Below are 18165 nucleotides of genomic sequence, written 5' to 3' on the forward strand. Positions count from 1 at the left end.
CAATGACTTAAAACCCCACCTCCACCGCACCTTCAAGGTATCGAATGATCCCCGATTTGAAGAGAAGTTTTGGGATGTGATCGGTCTTTATCTTAATCCGCCAAAACGGGCGCTGGTCCTCTGCTGTGATGAGAAAAGCCAATGCCAGGCCCTGGAGCGCACACAAATCGCTTTGCCTCTTGGGCCTCGAAGGGTTCGCACCGGCACCCATGACTATGTCCGGCACGGAACGATCACGCTTTTCGCGGCCTTGAGCTATTTGGACGGAAGAATATCCCGCCAGACGGCTCCTCAACACACTCATAAAGAGTGGCTCGCCTTCCTAAAGAAACTCGATAGGGAAACCCCTTCCTCTTTGTCGCTCCACCTGGTCGTCGATAACTATGCCACGCACAAGCAACCGCTCGTCATGGAGTGGATCCACGCGCGCAACAAGCGTCAGGAGCGCATGCGGGGAACCCACAGAATCCACCTTCACTTCACGCCAACGTCCAGTTCGTGGATGAATCTGGTGCAACGCTTTTTCCGGGATTTGACGGTGGACTGCATCCGGGACGGCAGCTTTACAAGCACCAAGGAATTGGTCGCTTCAATAGAGGCCTATCTGCAGGACCGCGACCTTTCGCCCAAGCGATACGTTTGGAAGGCTGAAGGGCAGGCCATTTTGGAAAAAATCCAGCGTTCCCGCGCAGCAATCGAAGCAAAAGCTAATACATAGCTATTTATCGTTCAGCACACTAGAGTGTATTCATTTTAAGATGCAATCCCGGTCAAGACTCTTCTGAAGTCCGAGGCATTCGGCGGAACTTCGCTCCGCGGAGCAGCCGGATCTCGCAAACCGCGGCTTGCCGCGGGCAAGGCGCAAAGGAGGGCTTTGCAAGGTTTTCCTTTTGGCGAACCCCGCTTTGGGGCCCGTGGCAGAGGAGCGGCTAGGTGATCGAGACCACCAGGACCACGGTCTCGCCGGCGGTGCAAGCCAGACCCAGAAGAAAGAGCCAGTCCGCCGCCCGCTCCCAGAAGCTGGACGCCTTACCCGAACGCAACGCCAGGTAAGCAGCCACCGTTGCGCCCAGGAAGAAGAGAATGGTGAATCCAACGACGTCCTCCATGAGAGAGCGGGCGGATCCGGTCTTCCACAATCCCTGGATGAGACCCAAGGTGATAAAAGAGAAGCCGAGCATTCGAGAAGCCGATGAAAGGATGTGCTGTGCCATGCCAGAGGCTAACCAAATCCGGGAGATCGTCCAGCCCACTCGGGGCTCGGGCTCGGCCGCAGGCCCTGGACTGCGTTTCTCCCCCTCACCTCCGCTCCGCAAAACCTCGGGCTGATGCCCGATCGCGATCTGCGGCGGCCGAAGTGTCAACGAGTCGAATGGAGAGGCCTACATCCTACCGACCCAGGATGCCGGCCTCCACACCTGCCTGCGGACGCTCGACATCCGGTTGACTTGAGGTCGCGCGCGCGGGCATTCGCTGCGGTCCCGCGGTGAAACCGTGGCCTCTTGTGCCGGGAAGGCGCCCTGCCAGCCCGCTTCTCAGCTTCTCAATATCCGTGCGCACCACCCCGTATTTTGCCCCAAAACGACCGGTAGACCATGATGGTGTAAAGGACGATCAGGGCAAACCCCACCGCGAACCAGCCTAAGCCAGCGGAGAGAGCCTTCGGTGCCGCTCCGGAGTTTGCGATCGTCAGGCTCGAGGAAGGATCGAGCGAGGAGATCAGCAGGTTGGGATAGAGACCGAAGGCGGTCGAGACCAGGGAGGCAAGGAGAAAGACCGAAGAGGAGACGAAGCAGAGCCACTCCTTGCCTTTCTGGAAGGCGATCCTCTTTGCCGCCCAGGACAGCAGGGCAAGACCGGGGAATAGGAGCGCCCATGGCGCTTCCCAATACCGGCGGAGGAGTGGGGGTTGGAGCAAGACGACGACGAGCAGGGTGAGCAGGACGAAGATCGCTTCGAGGATAAAAAGCCGGCGGAAGGCGCGTTTGGCCCCTTCCTGGAGAGCTCTGTCCGTTTTCCAGATCAGGTAGGAGGCTCCGTGAGCAGCCAGGCTGATGATCGCCAACAGGCTGAAGAGCAAGGTGGCCATGTCGAGAACCCCGTGGTGCCTGCCGGGAAGAAAATAGGTCCAGAGCGGCAGGAAGAAGTTGCCCGAGGAGTCGATCGGCACCCCGCTCACTAGGTTCCCGAGGAGTCCGCCCAGAATCGCCGCTGCAAGCAAGCTCGAGAGAAAAAAGAGGCCGTCCCAAAAGTTTCGCCAGAGAATGCTCGGGAGCTGGGAGCGGATCTCCACGGAGATGCCCCGAAGGATCAACACCCAGAGAAAGATCATGACCGCCAGATAGAATCCGCTCAGGGCGCTGGCATAGGCTTTCGGGAAGGCAAAGAAGAAGAGCCCACCGCCAGCCACGAGCCAGACCTCGTTCCCGTCCCAGACTGGGCCGATCGACTCGATCAGGGTCCGTCTCTCTCGGTCGTCCTTGGAGATCCAGGGCAAGAGAATCCCCGCGCCAAAGTCAAACCCGTCCAGGACGACGAAGCCTCCGAGCAGGATCACGAGCAGAACGAACCAGATCGTCTCCATCTCCGCCTTGCCTCCGCTATTCCCCTTGGGCGCTTTCCGCCGGAGCCGCCGATTCCGGTCCCCGCAACACCCTCCGGCCTACCAGAAAGAGGAAGAGGATCCCTAGCGCCAGATAGAGCCCCAGGAATCCCAGGAACGTGAAGATCGCATTGCCCGCGTGAACGTTGGGCGAGGTCCCGTCGACCGTCCTGAGGAGCCCGTAGACGACCCACGGCTGTCTTCCCGCCTCGGCCGTCACCCAGCCAGCGGTGTTCGCGATATAGGGAAAAGGGAAAAGCAGGAAGATCGCCCAGAGGAGCCAGCGCGTCTGAAAGAGCCGTCTTCTCCATAAAAAGAAGGCTGCCGTGAGCATGGTGGCCACGAAGATGGTCCCGAGGCCGACCATGATATGATAGGCATAATAGACCAGCGGGATGTTGTCTGGCCAATCAGACTTGGGGAAGGAGTCGAGGCCCTGGACTTCGGCCGTGAAGCGCCGGTAGGTCAAGATACTGAGCATGTCGGGCAGATAGATCGGGTTGTCCAAAGACTCGCTTTCCATGTTGGGCTGACCGACCAGGATCAAGGGGGCTCCCTTCTCGCTGTGGAAGAGCCCCTCCATCGCCGCCCCCTTGACCGGCTGATAGGCGAAGACCTGTTTGCTCTCCCCATCCCCTGTCGGGACGATCACCAAGAGGGAGCTCACAAGGCCGAGGCAGACTCCGTAGCGCAGGAAGTAGCTCGCCAGATCCCGGTGGAGTCCGCTGAGCAGGTAAAAGGCCCCCACGGCCGAGACGACGAAGGAGGAGGTCAGAACCGAGGCGCACATGTTGTGCAGGTACTGCTTGGCCGCCCAGCTGTTTGCGAGGAGGGTCCAGACGCTCGAGACGTGGACCACCCCCTCTCTGGCGGAGAGGATCGCCACCGGATGTTGCATCCAGGCATTGGCCGCGATGACGAGATAGCCGGATAGCCAAGAGCCGGCCATGACCATCCAGGCGGCCAGGAAGTGGACCTTCGGACCCATCCTCCTTTCCCCGAAGAGGAGGATCCCGAGGAAAGAGGACTCGAGGAAAAAGGCGAAGGTCCCCTCCTGGGCGAGCAGCTGCCCCACCGTCTCCCCCGCGTAGCGGGAAAATCGGGACCAGTTCGTCCCAAACTCGAATTCGAGCACGATCCCGGTCACGACTCCAAAGACGAAGGTCAGGGCGAAGATCCTGCTCCAGAAGCGAAGCGCCGCATCCGCGAGCGGATTTTTCGCGAAGAGGGAAGAGGTTTTGAAGATCACCAGGAAGAGCGCAAGCCCCATCGTCAGCTGGGGGAAAAGGTAGTGAAAGGCGGCCGTGAAGCCGAACTGGAGCCGGTCGTATAAGAGCATGGATTCCACTCTGCTCGACCTTTGCGGCCGTCGCTCCTCCCACGTCTACGCGCTTTGGAAGTCGGGGAAAAGCTTTTCAGCGGGTCTGCTCGGAGGCCGGAACGGGACTGGCGGCCCTCTCCCGGGCTTCCGCACATCCATTCAGGGATGCCCTGAAATGACTTCACCCCGATGACTTCACCCCGGCCGGGCAGAATCTCGAAACGGATGACCAATTCGATCTCCCGCCGCATCGTGGGGAGTTTTCGCGCTAAGCCCGACAGGCTGCTAGCACCGGTTTTTTCGGTAGGCACCGGCGCGGCGGTCTGTTAAGCGGGTTGGATGCAGGGACCGGAGGCGAGATTGGGACGCGACGAGAGGCTCGATCCCCACGGACGCTTTCGTGACGCATGGAGGCCCGCGATGGCGGCCGTGCGCCGGTTGGGGCCGGAGCAGTTCGCCCGCCGTGCCACCGCGCTCAACCGCATGACCGACTTGGCAGGACCGTTCGGCGATGCGCCGCGCTCCATCTACGATCCGCTGCCGGTTCTGCTGACCGCCGGCGAGTTTTCGGAGCTCGAGGGGGCAATCCGACAGCGGGCCCGCCTGCTGGGCTGGGTGCTAGAAGATCTCTACGGGCCCCAGAGCCTGCTCCGCCTGGGCCGGATTCCTCCCGCGCTCGTGCTCGGTCAGCGCCATTTCTTACGCGGCCTCCACACTTCGGCCCCTTTGGCGGCCCCCCGTCTAGCGCTCTACGCCGCCGACCTAGTCCGCACCCCCAACGGTTCCTTCCGGCTGCTCCGAGATCATGCGGGAGCGATTTCTGGCCTCGGCCATGCGCTGAGCCTCCGCCGCTTGGCTGCGGGTACCCTTCCGGAGATCTTCCCCGCCGGCGGCTTGCGCTCTTTGCGCCCGGCGCGCGAGATGCTGGTCGATCATCTCTACCGGGGAGCGGGGGGGAGGCTCGTGGCTGTCCTTTCCGCCAGCACCGCTTCCTGCCCGAGCCCGGGAGCGGTCGACGAGGCCCTGCTCGCCCGCTCCCTCGGCCTGCTGCGGATCGAACCGAACGACCTCGCCACGCGCAGGGGCGCCCTGCACATGAAGACGCTGAGCGGCCTGCTCCCGATCGCGACCTTGATCCGCGGAATCTCCGGGATCGATCTCGATCCGCTCGAGCAGGGCGGCCGGCCGGCACTGGGCGTTCCGGGGGCCTTCGGCGCCCTGCGCGCCGGGGTCCTTGTCATATGGAACGCCCCCGGGACGGCCCTGGTGGAGGCGGCGGAGCTCCTTCCCTTCCTCGACCGGCTCTGCGAGCCCTTGCTGGGCGAGAGCCCTCTGCTCTTGCGCGCCACCGAGGAGGATCGGGCGCTGGCTTCCCGTGCGCCCTTTGCGGACGGCCAGGTCATCGCCTCGGCCCCGATCGGCTTTCGGCTCTTCGCCTGGAATGACGGCGAACAGTGGCGGGTATTGCCCGGCGGGCTCGGCCTGCCGCTCGAGGCTTCCCGACCGGAGGCTTCGTCACTCGGTTTCAAGGATATCTGGGTGCTCGAATCGGAAGAGGATTCCTATATCGTCGGACCTCCCCCGGTGGAACCTCCTGACTTCGCTCCCTTCCTCGCCGCCGCTCACCTCCCCTCGCGGCTGGCCGACAACCTCTTCTGGCTCGGTCGTTCGGTTGAGCGGCTGGAGGCCGCCTGCCGCCTGCTGATGCTCGCCCTACCGCGCCTCGAATCGGGCACCTCGCTGCCGCGCGACATCGCCGAGCGCACCCTCCTCATCCATTGCCTCGCCCGGGCCGGTCTCGTGTCGGCCGACATTGCCGGTGGCACCGCCTCGGGCCGGCTGCTGCGGCAGACCCTGGCGGGCGGCCGGCCGATCGACGGGCTGGTGAAGGAGGTTGGCCGGCTGATCGATGCCTCTTCCGAGCGGCTTTCGCCCTCGATGCTGGCGACCGTCCGCTTCGCCCTCCGTCAGACAGCCGACAGCCTCCCCGACGAAGGGACGGCACTCCCCATGCTGCTCAGCTTTACCGCCACCTTTGCGGGGATCGCGGCGGAGAACATGTCCCGCGACGGCGGCTGGCTCTTTCTGGAAATGGGCCGCCGGCTCGAGCGCGGAGAGTCGATGACGGAGAGCCTCGCCATCCTGCTCGACGCGCCGCTCGATCGGCTCGAGCCGGGCATGGCGCTGAGCATCGAACTGGCCGATTCGGTCTTGAGCTACGATCTGCGTCATGCGGGCATCCTCTCCCCCGGCCCCGTGCTCTCGATGGTCCTGGCCGATCTCTTCAACCCGCGTTCGCTCGCCTTCCAATGCGCAGCGCTGCGCGCCTGCCTCGAGCGGCTGGGGGCCGATGACGACGCGGAGACCGCCCACCAGCTACAGCGCGAGGTCACCAACTTAGTTGGCGTCGCCTCGGACCTGCGCGAGCCTCTCCGAGAGATTGCGGCCAAGCTCCGCCTCCTCTCCGACCGGATGCACCGACGCTTCTTCGCCCTGCTCCCCGAAGCGCACGCCCTTGAGGAAAACGAAGTCCGCGACCTCTTGCCATGACCCTCTACCGGCTCCATCACACCACGATCTACGACTATACCGAGGCGGCGGTGGTCCTGGGCACCCATTTCCTCCACCTCCTGCCGCGCGAACGACCCGGCCAGACCGTCCTCGCCGCCCGGCTCGACATCTCCCCGACTCCCGACAGCCGCCGAGACGAGGTCGATCATTTCGGGAATTTGACCACCACGGTCTCGATTACCGGAGCGCACCGGGAGTTCCGGGTGGCGATGAGCGCCACGGTCGAAGTCGGCCAGTCGGGCCCTCCGGCCGCCACCTCGGCCTGGGAGGAGATCGCCGCCCGCAGCCTCGACGATGTCGATCTGGCGGAGTTCTGCTTGCCCAGCGCGCTGGCCGCGCCTGACGGGGAGATCGCTGCCTATGCCGCCGCCAGCTTCCCGGCGGACCGGCCGATCCTGGAAGCGCTGCTCGACCTCAACGGGCGCCTCTACTCCGATATGACCTACGAGCCCGGTGCGACCGGCAGCGCCACCACCGCATTTCAGGCGTTCGCAGGCCGCCGGGGCGTCTGCCAGGACTATGCCCATCTCATGCTTGCCTGCCTCCGCGCGCTCGGGCTTCCGGCGCGCTACGTCTCCGGCTACCTGCGCACCCACCCGCCCCCTGGGCAGGAGAAGCTTCGAGGGGCGGACCAGTCCCACGCGTGGATTTCCGCGTGGGCCGGTCCGGAGGCGGGCTGGATCGACTTCGACCCGACCAACCGCCTATTGGTCCGAGACGAGCATGTCACCCTCGCCTGGGGGCGAGACTTCCATGACGTCTCTCCCCTGCGGGGCGTCATCGTGGGCGGCGGACGCCACACGGTCAGGGTCCAGGTCGACCTCGACCCGTTGCCGCTCCCTCTCTGATCGGACGAGGAAATTCCTTTCCAAAGCCATCCCGTCTTGCTGACTTTCTCCTGAGACAAACCCGAAGACTCCATGTCGATCCACGCCGCGCTCACCCACCACGCCTCCTACCGCTATGACCGCCCGGTGATGCTAGGCCCGCAGATCGTCCGGCTCCGCCCCGCCGCGCGCAGCCGCACCCCGATTCTCTCCTGCTCCCTCCTGGTTGACCCCAAGCCCCATTTCCTTCACTGGCAACAGGATCCCCAGGGCAACTTCCTCGCCCAGGTGGTCTTTCCGGAACGGGTGACCCACTTCGATGTCATGGTCGACCTGATCGCCGACCTGGAGACCGTCAACCCCTTCGATTTCTTCCTGGAACCCCAGGCGGAGTGGAGTCGTGGCCCTTCGCTTACGACGAGATTCTCTCCGAGGAACTGGCCCCCTTCAGGGTCGCTTCGGCACCCGGTCCGCTTCTCGCCGCCCTCCTCGCCGAAACGCGCCGCCGCTTCGAGGGATCGCCGCTGCGTACGGTCGTGCTGGTCGCGGTCAACCGCACGCTCCACGAGCGGATCGCTTACGTGGTGCGAGAGGAGCCCGGAGTCTACGCCCCGGAGGAGACGCTCGCTCGGGCCCGAGGCTCCTGCCGGGACTCCGCCTGGTTGCAGGTCACCCTTCTCCGGCATCTCGGTTACGCAGCCCGCTTCGTCTCGGGCTATCTCATCCAGCTCGTCGCCGACACCAAGCCCGTGGACGGCGGCCCCGCCGGACCGGAGGCCGACTTCACCGATCTCCACGCCTGGGCCGAAGTCTACCTACCCGGAGCCGGCTGGGTCGGCCTGGACGCCACCTCGGGGCTCTTCGCGGGCGAAGGTCATATCCCCCTGGCCGCCACGGCTTCGCCCCAGTCGGCCGCTCCCATTTCCGGCACCTTCTCCGTCGAGGAAGGCACCGGGAGCCGCTTTACCTTCGAGATGGCGGTCCGGCGCGTCTCGGAAACCCCGCGGGTGACCAAGCCCTACACCCCCACGCAATGGCAGGCGATCCTCGCCCAGGGCGCCTCCGTTGACGCGGCCCTCCGCCAGGCCGGCGTCCGCCTCTGGATGGGAGGTGCGCCCACCTTCATCTCCGCCACCGACCGCGAAGCTGCCGAATGGAAGTTCGAGGCGCTCGGGCCGACCAAGCGGGCCTACGCCGGACGGCTCCTCCGGAAGCTCTTCCCCCTCTGGGGGCCTGGGGCAGCCCTCACCTATAGTCTGGGCAAGCAGTATCCGGGGGAGCCCCTGCAACGCTGGGCGCCCCACGCCCACTGGAGGGCCGACGGCGAGCCGGTCTGGAATGACCGCGCCCTGCTCGCCTCCGACGACGATGCCGACGATGCCGGGGCTCCCGATGCCGAGCGGTTCGCGCAGGCCCTGGCCGAACGGCTGGGCCTTCCACCCGAGCTCGTCCGCCCGGCCTATGAGGACATCCATTACTACCTCTGACGAGAAGGGCGGCTTCCGGCGAACATCCTCGTCGAGGATGCCAAGCTCCGCGATCCGCTCGAGCGGGCGCGCTTCTCCCGGGTTTTCCTCCGGGGCTCGCCGCCCCGGTCGGCTCGGTACTCCCCCTGCGCCGGTCGCTCTGCGGCGGGCGGCCCCGCTGGGAGTCGGACCGTTGGTTTTTCCGTGCCGACGTCCTCTTCCTGCTCCCCGGCGACAGCCTGATCGGGCTCCGCCTCCCGCTCGACAGCCTCCCCTGGGCCGATCCGACGCGCAGGGTCTTTTGTTTAGGAGTTCATGCGGCGGCAAGGATGGCCAGACATTGTTTGGGACTGGAGAGGAGTCGTTCGCCGAACTGCGCGAGGGATTGTGCGCCGAGGCGTTCGGATAGGAGCGAGAGGAGGGCGTTACGGATGAGGACGGAGTTGGCCAGCAGGTTGGGCTGACGGGAACGGGAACCGTCTTCGCCCATCCGGGCATCGCGTCGCCAATGGTTGCGGTTTTCGACTCCACCCCAATGTCCTCGGATCCAGTCCAACCATTCTTGGGGCGCATACGGATCCGGTGGCGCGCTGGAGAGGTAGTAACGGGACTCGATGCTGGTGAGGGCGCTTTTTTCTTCGTGCGCTGGCTGCGCACCACGATCAGGGCGCGGGCAAAGGGGAAGTCGACGGCCAGGGGCTCGATGGGGAAGGCATGGAGCCTGCGGATTTCGACTCGGCCATGACCGATTTGGTTGTCGGTAAAAAGGGGGTGTCGCGCAAGGCGTCCAAGGCTTGAGCCTCTTGGAGCAAGCGAGGCTGGTTTCCCTTGATCCCGAACAGATAATCATCCCCTTTTTCGACGATGAGGCGGGCNTGGCGCCGCTGACAATGCAATGGGTCGGCCGTGATGATTTTGCCATCCAGGGCCGGCAGCTTTTCCAGCAGCGCCACCGCCGCGCTTTGTTCGCAACGGGGCGTGTCCTGCTTTCGGTCGTGGACCGCCACCGCTTGCGGGGCGCCGTCCTCCTGTTGGGCCAAGGTCAGGAGGCCAATGTGATGACGAATCATTTTGCCGTCCAAGGCCAGCGCCTGCGGCAGCAGGCCGCCCTGCCCTTGCAACCAGTCGGTGAGCCTGGAAGCGAAGGCTTCGGGATCCATGCGGGTGAGCACTTGGTAGAAGACACTGTAGCCGGGAACCGGATGAAAGCCTCCCGTGCCCTTCTTGAGCGGCAAGCCCAGCCGACGGCGTTGGGGCTGGGTCAGACTGGTGGCAAAACGGGCGATCTCGGCGATCTCCCGCCGCCCGGCCAAAAGCGCCATCGCGATCAAGGTCAACACCGATCCGACCGGGTAGTGGGCGTTCTTCTTGCGCGGATCGGGCGCTTTCCAAAAGACCTCCAGCAATGAGTCGAGCTGTTGGGCGTTGACCGGCAGCGTGCCCGAGGGTCTCGCGCTCAANCCGGCGCGGCACTCTTCGGGTAATTGGGCCGCNCGNAANGTTTGCCGCGCTTGNGCCGAAAGAGGACGCAGCCAGAGCCGCTTGGGCCGGTCGTTGGGCAGGTAAAAATCGGCCCGATGGCGGCTGTAGCCCGCGCTGTAGCCTACCGCCTCCCAGTTGCTCGCCTTGTAGCAGGTCCCCGCGTATGCCTCCGGATCGGTGAAGCTCTCGGCCAAAAGCGGAGTGTAGCCAAAGCGATCCCGCCACTGTCCCGGCAACGCCCGCAAGGCCGCTCCCAAAGCTTGAGAGGCCAGATTGGGTGCCTGCCCCTTGGGGGTGAGCAGCAGAAAACGGCGATTTTGTACGATCAGCTTCAGCCGCTCCACCCGCTGTACGGCGCTCCATCCAATCCACCGATCCCGATCCTTGAGCGCGTAGCAGGCCGGCCCCCAAACCAGCAGCGCCACCGCCCTGCCCACCTTGGGCAATGACCTGGCGCAAATCGTCGCCCACCGATCGCCCCGCCCCCAGATAATGGCGCTCCTTCAACTGCCCATCGAACCATTCGATTTCTTCCGGAGAACTGGCAATCGAAACTTCCAGTCCGCAATCCCTTGCCCCATCGGCTCTTAAATGGAAAAGCTGTTTCATCGAGCCTATGGCATCGAAAAAGTCGCTTCCTGTCCTGTCTAGCCTTTCTTTCCCTCCCTGACGCGGAATCACTTGCTCGTTCATAAAAAAAGACCCTGGCAGCAAGGGCTCCGCTCGGCGATCTGGATTGCCTTTCCTCGGAAAGTCCCTTACAAGGAGTGACCACGGGTGCCCGGAAGGCCCCGGCCTTTAGGTAGCCTGAAGGCAGAAATTTCATGGATACCGCCGACTCTCTGGTTCCGATCATCCTGGCGGGAGGGGCGGGAACGCGTCTCTGGCCTCTCTCCCGAAAGGGGAGACCGAAGCCTTTTCTTGAGCTGCCGGACGGCCGTTCCCTCTTTGCGCGGGCTCTCGCCCATGCCCGTTCTCTCCCCGGGGCGGCAACGCCCCTCACCGTCCTCCATCGGGACTACCTCTTCCAGGCCAGGGATGCAGCGAACGGAGCCGGGGAGGAGGCGCTCCGCTATCTGCTGGAGCCGATCGCGCGGAACACCGCCCCGGCCATTGGAGCCGCGGCGCGCTGGCTGAGCGAGCATTCGGGTCCCCAGACCGTTCTCCTGGTCCTTCCAGCCGATCACCGGATCGAGGAAGGACCCGCCTTTGGCAAGGCGGTGGGCCAAGCGGTGGAGTTGGCGCGGCTCGGGTACCTGGTCACCTTTGGGATCGTGCCGAAGAGCGCCCATACCGGCTATGGCTATATCGAGCGGGGCGAGGAGATCAGAAAGGACGCGGTGCTCGGCCATGGAGTCTCCCGCTTCATCGAGAAGCCGGATCGGGCACGCGCCGAGGGTTTTGCCGCTTCGGGCCGACATTTCTGGAATGCGGGGATCTTCTGCTTTCGGGCCGATGCGCTCCTCGCGGCTCTCGCGGAGTGGGCTCCCGAGATGGCCCAGGGGATCGAGCGCTGCATGGGCGGGCTCCGGGAAAAGGATGGCGTCGTGGAGCTTCCCAAGGAGTTCGGGTCCCTTCCGTCGCTCTCCTTGGATTACGCGGTCATGGAAAAGGCCCGGAAGGTCGCCGTCGTTCCCGCTCCCTTTTCTTGGAGCGACGTAGGTTCCTGGTCGAGCTATGCCGACCTGCTCCCCGCCGATGCGCGGGGGAATCGGGTCGTGGGAGAGGCGCAGCTCCGGGATGCCGAAGGCTGTGTCGTCTATGCTCCAGACCGGCTCACCGCCGTCCTGGGGGTGCAAGACCTCCTCGTGGTCGACACGCCCGACGCCCTCTTGATCGCGGCCAAGGACCGGGACCAGGAGGTCGAGGCCGTGGTGGCCGAGCTCAGGAGACAGGGACACCCGGCTCATCTCCTCCACCGGACGGTCCACCGGCCCTGGGGGACTTATACCGTCCTGGAAGAGGGCTCGCGCTTTGCGATCAAGCGGATCGTCGTCCGGCCCGGAAGGGCGCTCTCGCTCCAGATGCACCATCACCGGAGCGAGCACTGGGTCGTCGTGTCGGGCACGGCCAAGGTGACGCAGGGAGAGGTGGAGCAGTTGATCCGTCCGAACGAGTCGACCTATATCCCGGCGGGAATCTCCCACCGGCTGGAGAACCCGGGATTGATCGATCTGGTGATCATCGAGGTGCAGTGCGGGGATTACGTGGGAGAAGATGACATCGTCCGCTTCGAGGACCGCTATGGGAGAGCCTAGGACGGCACGCTCCAGGAGAACCGCTTGAGAAATCCCGCTTGCTTCGCCATCCACGGGATTCGATAAAGGAACGAGATGCGGGAGCTCTGGAAGATTCTCCAATTCTCTGCGCCATTTCTACGCAGACATTGGAAGATCCTGGCGTCGGGCGTGCTCACGGGCTTGGTCTTCGCCTCGATCAACGGCACCTATCTCTTCGTGCTCAAGGCCGCGATCGACAACTTCCTGGGCACGCCGGGTCTAGATGCGCCGGCGGATACCCACCACGCCCATCACTCGCGGGAATCGGCCATGCAGGTCCTGCAGCAGTGGATGCCGATGATGGGAGCGCCACTCGACGGGAAGCGAGTCGTCGGAGGCCTCCTGCTTCTTCCGGGGGTCGCCCTGGTTCGCGGGCTTTTCCGACTCGGCAACGCCTATTTCATGAACTTGGCTGCCGGACGGATCGTGGCCGACCTTCAGACCGCGATCTTGCAAAAGCTCCATGCGCTCTCGATGGACTTCTACCATCGCTCGACGACGGGGGACCTCTCGGTGCGGATCCTCAACGATACCCAAGGGTTCTACCAGTCGATCAGCATCCTCTTCACCGACGTCACCAAGGACCCCTTCACCCTGCTGGCGATCCTCCTTGCGTGCGCAACCATCGACTGGCGGCTCACCCTGGTCGCCAGTCTGCTCATCCCGGTCTGCATCATCCCGGCGGTGATGCTCTCGGGTAAGGTCCGCAGGAGTGCGGCCAAGATGGTCTCGACGGCAGTCGACCAGAGCAACCTGCTCTTGGAGTCGGTGGCGGGGGTTCATGTGATCAAGGCCTTCTCCTTGGAAAAGAGGAACGCCGACCTCTTCCGGAAGCAGGCAAACGACCTGGCGCGCCAGAATGCGAAGATGAACACCTCGAGTTCGCTCGTGAGCCCTTCGATCGACGTGATCGCCAGCTTCGCCCTCTCTCTTCTGATCCTCTCCGTCGTCTGGCAGCATGTGAGCATCGCCAATATGGCGGTGGTCGCCAACGGAGCCCTCCTCTTCTTCGCTCCGATCCGGCGGTTGGCCGACGCGAATGTGAAGATCCAGGAAGGGGCGATCAGCGCCAAGCGCCTCTCGGAGCTCCTGGAAACTCCAGCGAGCGTCCAGGAAGCGAAGCATGCCAAGCCGATTCGGGAGTTCACGGAGACGGTTTCCTTCGATCAGGTGACCTTCCACTATGGAAACCGGCTCGTCCTCGAAAAGGTCTCCTTCACTCTTCCCAAGGGGGCCAAGCTGGGGATTGCCGGTCCCAGCGGGGCCGGAAAGAGCACCATCACCAGCCTCCTGCTCCGTTTCTACGACCCGGTTGCCGGGACAATCCGCATTGACGGTCACGACTTGCGGGAGCTCAAGCTCCAGGACGCCCGGGGGCTTTTCTCCTTGGTGAGCCAGGATGTCGTGATCTTCAACCTGACCGCGGGCGAGAACATCGCGATCGGCAACCCCCATGCGACGCACGCGGAAATCGAGGAGGCCGCCCGAATGGCGGGAGCACACGAATTCATCTCCCAGCTGCCCAACGGCTATCACACGAAGATCGGCGAACGAGGGGTGAGACTCTCCGGGGGGCAACGACAGCGGCTTTCCATTGCGCGAGCCTTCGTCCGCAACGCGCCCATCCTGATTCTCGACGAAGCAACCTCGAACCTCGACTCGCACAGCGAAACGCAGATTCAATCTTCGATTGAACTCCTGGAGCAAGGTCGGACCGTTCTTTTCATCGCTCACCGGCTTTCCACTCTGGCCGGGTCGGACTGGATTCTCGTCCTGGAAGAGGGAAAGATCGTCCAAGAAGGCACCTACGCCGATCTCCTGGAAGCGGAGGGCCCCTTCCGCCGGCTCGCGGAGAAGCAGGGCCTTTGCGCCGCCGTTGCCTAGGAAACAGCTTTGCCTCTGGCGTCCACTTTGCCATCCGGCGGCTTGCCGGATCGAGGAGAGAGGTATAGCCGCCATTTCCCACAAGCTTTTTCCTGCGGCTTGCAAAATGGGCTTGTCTGCTTCGTTAGGCTTGGTTTTCCATCCTTACAGTATGTCCTCATACAGCTCCGGTGGAAAACCGGCGCCCCGCCTCGCATCCAAGCCCATTTGCGACGCTGCGGCTACCAAATGTGTGTGGAGTCGAGGAGTGGCGCGGTGCGACGTAGGAGAGCCATAGCGGGAGCTGCCCCTTTCGGTATGACAGTGCCTGAGTATCTCTCCTTATCGGCCGTTTCCACTCCCCGCTCATCAAACCGAACAGGCGGATTTCCCGCATTCGGCTTCCGAACAAGGTTGGTACAGGATTATGCCCACGGTAAGCTCCACGTACATCTCCCGAGGGAGAGGAGGTCGAACTTGCCTTCGCTTTCTCCTGCAACGTCCTCTGGAGCCTCCGAACACGCAAGGGAGGTTGTAGGCGTACCGCCACACTCCGTTCTCGCTCCTTCCGACGTTTCCCTTGAACTAAGGCCCCTTCCCTCCCTCGGACTTTCTCCGAGCTCACAGGTAGTATGGACCTATCCGACTCCCACCTGGTCCCGCTTCGGCCCCTCGCAGGGCAGCGGTCGGTCCGCTCGGGGCCAGCCCGAGCTCCCGGCCAGATGGGCCTCCCGTGTTGATGCATCGTCCTTTGCCCGCATGCCCTCGCCCAATACCCCGGCGGCTCTCCCCAGTGCACGTATTGCTCTCCTTCCCAGGGAGACAACGGCCTTCGCTTCTTTCTCACGAGCTCGGCGTCCGCATTGCCGGTTTCGAGGCTTTGTTCAGCGTTCACTTTCCTTAGGGCCTGCTTGCTCGCTGACCCGCTTCCCGGGCCTTTTCCCCCATAGGCTTCGACCGCTGGCGTTACCACCAGTAGCCGCTCCGGGTGCTTCCGGCTGGAGCAATAGTCGCCGGGTGGAGATCACTCCCTCCCCACTGGGCGATGCACCCTTTTCACGGCGCACGAGAAATGGCGGCTAGCCTCGGAAGAGTGACGGCAACGGGCGCCGGAGCGCTCAGTTTAGGGGTTGGTCTGATCGTCCTCGCCGCCAAGTTCCTGGCTTACCGGCTGACGGGCTCGGTCGCCCTCTACTCCGACGCCCTCGAGTCGGTCGTCAACGTCGCCGGAGCCGCCGCGGCCTTTCTGGCGCTACGCATCTCCGCCGCTCCCCCCGATCTCAACCATCCCTACGGTCATACGAAGGCCGAGTATCTCTCGGCGGGCTTCGAGGGAGGGCTGATCGCGGTGGCGGCGGTGCTGATCCTCTTCGCCGCGCTCCGGCGCCTCTTCTCGCCCGAGCCGCTTCCCCAGCTGACCGAGGGAATCGCCCTTTCGGCCTCGTCGACGCTGGTCAACGGGCTCCTGGGATCCTATCTCCTGGTCCGCGCGCGGAAGGAGAGCTCCCCAGCCCTTTCCGCCGACGGGATCCATCTCTGGACCGACGTGATCACCTCGCTCGGAATGGTCCTCGGGCTGGCCGCGGCCAAGCTCACCGGTCTCTGGTTGCTCGATCCGCTGCTCGGCCTGCTTCTCGCAGCGAATATTCTCTGGACCGGCTACCGGCTCGTACGCGACTCGCTCGGCGGGCTGATCGACGAGGGGCTCTCGCCCGCGACCGTGGCGCTGATCGAGGCGAATCTCGCCCGGGAAGGCCCCCCGTTCGCCGAAGTGCTTCGGCTTCGCAGCCGAAGGGCGGGCCGGGCGGTCTTCGTCGAGCTCACCTTGGGACTTCCCGGCTCACTCGCCGTCCGGGAAGCGCACGGGCTCTGCGACCGGATGGAGGAGGCGGTGCGGCGGACCGTGCCGCAGGCCTCGGTCACGGTGCATGTCGAACCCGTCGAAGAAAGGCGGCCCGGCACCGGAAGCGAGCCTCCCGCATCCTGTTAGCCGCCAATTCTCACAAATTTCGTAGCCGAGGCGCCACGCCTCGCATCCAAGCCTATTGTGCAAGCCGTAGGAGAGAGCTTGTGAGAATTGGCGGTTAGAGCTCGCCGGAGACGCGATGATCGATGGAGAGGGATCCTCCCCCGGTGAAGAGCAGGCAGAGGCAGCCGGAGATCGCCAGGAGATGGAACTCGAAACCCTCTCCCGCCTGGGTCCCAAACCAATTCATGAAGAATCCGTGCGGGAGATGGACCATCAGCGCGGCCACCGCCATCGTCGTTCCCAGAGCAAACGCCGCCAAGCGGGTGCAGAACCCCGCGCAGAGGGCGAGCGGAGCCAGGAGTTCGGTCCAGATCGCGGCATGCGCCAGCAGGATGGGGATATGGAGGGAGGAGTGGAGAAAACCCGTGGTGGCGGCCAGCCCCCCGCCGCCGAACCAGCCAAGGACGTTCTGCGCGCCGTGCGGGAAAAAGACGACGGCCAGGCCCAGGCGGAGAAGAAGGGGGCCGATCGAGCGCTGTGTCGAAAGAATGCCGGAGAACGGGTTCATGGGTAGCTCCTTCCGTTGTTCGGAACCGACATCATGCCGGGGAAGGAGAGGACGAGACAAGCAGATCCGGTCGAGGATCTGCCGCTGCCTCCGCCTTTTTTTGCCTTGAGTTGGAAGAACCCCGGAAAGAACATGCTTCTGCGACCGGAGCGAATCCCGGTCGGCCGCACCGATGGAAAAGCCCGCTTCGACCCGCTCCCTTCTCTTTCCGCTGGGCGACTACCTGGCGGGGATGCTGACGGGAGCCCTCGTCGCCGGAGCGGTCCGGAGCCTGGTCACACCCGGGTGCGACATGGTGCTGGCGATGCTGCTCGGCATGGTCCTGGGTATGGGGATCCATCTCCTGCTCGGAGTCGTACTGGGTCCCTTTTTGGGCATGTTCCAGACGATGGTGCCGGGATCGTGGATCGGCATGTACGGGGGCATGCTCTTCGCCATGCGCGACTCGATGGGGGCGGGATCGCCCGGCTGGGCGAGAGCCTTAAGCGTAGGAGCGTTTTTCGGGGCGGTCGCCGTAGCGGGCTTTCGGCTCTACGATCGGATCCTGCGCGGTCCGGTCAACGGACCAGCGGGAGGATCTCCCGAAGCAGCCGGCTCCTCGACCCGCCGGAAATGGGATGCGGCAAGCCGGTTCTTCGACCGCCTCACCTGGGCTGACGACCAGCGCTTCGGCCCGGAAAAGCGGAGGCTCTTCGCGCGACTCGAGGGGAAGCTCCTCTTCGTCGGGGCCGGGACCGGGAACGATTTCCGCTACCTGCCGGCCGGCCTGTCGCCGACCGCGGTCGACATCAGCCCGGAGATGCTTTCCCGGGCGGCCGCCAAGGCAGCCGACTACCCCGGGGGGATCGAGCTGCGAGAAGCCGACGTCCAGCGGCTCCCCTTCCCCGACGGCTCCTTCGACCAGGCGCTCTCGGTCTGTACCTTCTGCTCGGTTCCCGATCCGCTGCTCGGACTTCGGGAGATCCACCGGGTGCTCCGGCCCGGCGGCCGCTTCTTCCTCTTCGAGCATGTGCGGAGTCGGATCGGACCGGTAGGCATCCTCTTTGATGCCATGACCCCCCTATCGCGGCTCATGGGTCCCGCCCTAAACCGGGAGACAGTGAGCAACGTGAAGGCGGCGGGCTTTCGGGTCCTCGGGGAGGAAAACGTCTACCTCGATATCGTGAAGTGGATCGAGGCCGAGAAGCCGAACGGTTAGCCCTCGGGAACAAGACGGT

Annotated in this window: 14 protein-coding genes and 2 pseudogenes; 10 read left to right on the forward strand and 6 right to left on the reverse strand. The window is 64.2% G+C overall.

The genetic code is table 11. From position 1 onward, the window contains the following. The coding region (locus A37A_RS15025) for an IS630 family transposase (RefSeq protein WP_018289730.1) at nucleotides 1–718 on the forward strand (718 nt) is incomplete at its 5' end. A 211-nt stretch (nucleotides 719–929) separates the two neighbouring features. Here A37A_RS15025 and A37A_RS0101265 read toward each other — a convergent pair. The 3 genes from A37A_RS0101265 to A37A_RS0101275 all read right to left on the reverse strand — a co-directional run bounded on the left by A37A_RS0101265 (nucleotide 930) and on the right by A37A_RS0101275 (nucleotide 3941). After that, nucleotides 930–1214 carry a hypothetical protein gene (locus tag A37A_RS0101265; RefSeq protein WP_155996396.1) on the reverse strand — a complete coding sequence of 95 codons (285 nt, stop codon included), beginning with the start codon at nucleotides 1212–1214 and terminating at the stop codon, nucleotides 930–932. Nucleotides 1215–1543: 329 nt separating this feature from the next. Further along, a complete protein-coding gene (gene cydB / locus A37A_RS0101270; RefSeq protein WP_018289732.1) occupies nucleotides 1544–2584 on the reverse strand; it encodes a cytochrome d ubiquinol oxidase subunit II in 1041 nt (346 codons plus the stop codon). Between the two features lie 16 nt (nucleotides 2585–2600). Beyond that, entirely contained in the window at nucleotides 2601–3941 is a 1341-nt protein-coding gene (locus A37A_RS0101275) for a cytochrome ubiquinol oxidase subunit I (RefSeq protein ID WP_018289733.1), read from the reverse strand. Nucleotides 3942–4262: 321 nt separating this feature from the next. On the opposite strand from A37A_RS0101275, the gene A37A_RS0101280 reads away from it, so the two are divergent. From A37A_RS0101280 to A37A_RS21970, 5 genes and pseudogenes are all read left to right on the forward strand, one after another. Further along, nucleotides 4263–6473 (forward strand): circularly permuted type 2 ATP-grasp protein, encoded by a 2211-nt coding sequence (locus tag A37A_RS0101280; protein WP_196799456.1) that lies wholly within the window; start codon nucleotides 4263–4265, stop codon nucleotides 6471–6473. Then, the gene (locus A37A_RS0101285) at nucleotides 6470–7342 is read left to right on the forward strand and encodes a transglutaminase family protein (protein ID WP_018289735.1); all 873 of its coding nucleotides are present in this window, start codon (nucleotides 6470–6472) and stop codon (nucleotides 7340–7342) included. Before A37A_RS0101280 ends, A37A_RS0101285 begins: the two co-directional genes overlap by 4 nt. A 129-nt stretch (nucleotides 7343–7471) precedes the next feature. Continuing rightward, nucleotides 7472–7600: pseudogene (locus A37A_RS21965) on the forward strand (transglutaminase N-terminal domain-containing protein); the annotation flags it as partial. 113 nt (nucleotides 7601–7713) lie between these two features. Continuing rightward, on the forward strand, nucleotides 7714–8808 hold the full coding sequence (locus A37A_RS20390) for a transglutaminase family protein (protein WP_018289737.1): 1095 nt from the start codon (nucleotides 7714–7716) through the stop codon (nucleotides 8806–8808). A gap of 125 nt (nucleotides 8809–8933) precedes the next feature. Further along, nucleotides 8934–9029 (forward strand): annotated as a pseudogene (locus A37A_RS21970) (hypothetical protein); the annotation flags it as partial. 71 nt (nucleotides 9030–9100) lie between these two features. On the opposite strand, the gene A37A_RS21050 reads toward A37A_RS21970, so the two are convergent. Then, the gene (locus tag A37A_RS21050; protein WP_018289738.1) at nucleotides 9101–9343 is read right to left on the reverse strand and encodes a hypothetical protein; all 243 of its coding nucleotides are present in this window, start codon (nucleotides 9341–9343) and stop codon (nucleotides 9101–9103) included. Nucleotides 9344–9449: 106 nt separating this feature from the next. Continuing rightward, complete coding sequence (locus A37A_RS17895; protein ID WP_231363864.1) at nucleotides 9450–10706, reverse strand: ISAs1 family transposase; 1257 nt, start codon at nucleotides 10704–10706, stop codon at nucleotides 9450–9452. Between the two features lie 387 nt (nucleotides 10707–11093). On the opposite strand from A37A_RS17895, the gene A37A_RS0101310 reads away from it, so the two are divergent. The 3 genes from A37A_RS0101310 to A37A_RS0101320 all read left to right on the forward strand — a co-directional run bounded on the left by A37A_RS0101310 (nucleotide 11094) and on the right by A37A_RS0101320 (nucleotide 16401). Further along, the gene (locus tag A37A_RS0101310; protein WP_018289741.1) at nucleotides 11094–12527 is read left to right on the forward strand and encodes a mannose-1-phosphate guanylyltransferase/mannose-6-phosphate isomerase; all 1434 of its coding nucleotides are present in this window, start codon (nucleotides 11094–11096) and stop codon (nucleotides 12525–12527) included. 75 nt (nucleotides 12528–12602) lie between these two features. Further along, nucleotides 12603–14432, forward strand: a complete 1830-nt coding sequence (locus A37A_RS0101315) for an ABC transporter ATP-binding protein (RefSeq protein WP_018289742.1) — start codon at nucleotides 12603–12605, stop codon at nucleotides 14430–14432. A 1051-nt stretch (nucleotides 14433–15483) separates the two neighbouring features. Then, a complete protein-coding gene (locus tag A37A_RS0101320) occupies nucleotides 15484–16401 on the forward strand; it encodes a cation diffusion facilitator family transporter (RefSeq protein WP_018289743.1) in 918 nt (305 codons plus the stop codon). A gap of 94 nt (nucleotides 16402–16495) precedes the next feature. Here the strand turns inward: A37A_RS0101320 and A37A_RS0101325 are convergent, their stop codons facing one another. Next, nucleotides 16496–16948, reverse strand: coding sequence for a DoxX family protein (locus A37A_RS0101325; RefSeq protein ID WP_018289744.1), 453 nt, complete (start codon nucleotides 16946–16948; stop codon nucleotides 16496–16498). 172 nt (nucleotides 16949–17120) lie between these two features. Between A37A_RS0101325 and A37A_RS15045 the strand changes: the two genes are divergently transcribed. Then, the gene (locus A37A_RS15045) at nucleotides 17121–18146 is read left to right on the forward strand and encodes a class I SAM-dependent methyltransferase (RefSeq protein WP_018289746.1); all 1026 of its coding nucleotides are present in this window, start codon (nucleotides 17121–17123) and stop codon (nucleotides 18144–18146) included. Nucleotides 18147–18165 lie beyond the last annotated feature (19 nt).

It is taken from the genome of Verrucomicrobium sp. 3C, from assembly GCF_000379365.1.
In the GTDB taxonomy this organism is placed as follows: Bacteria; Verrucomicrobiota; Verrucomicrobiia; order Methylacidiphilales; family Methylacidiphilaceae; genus Methylacidimicrobium.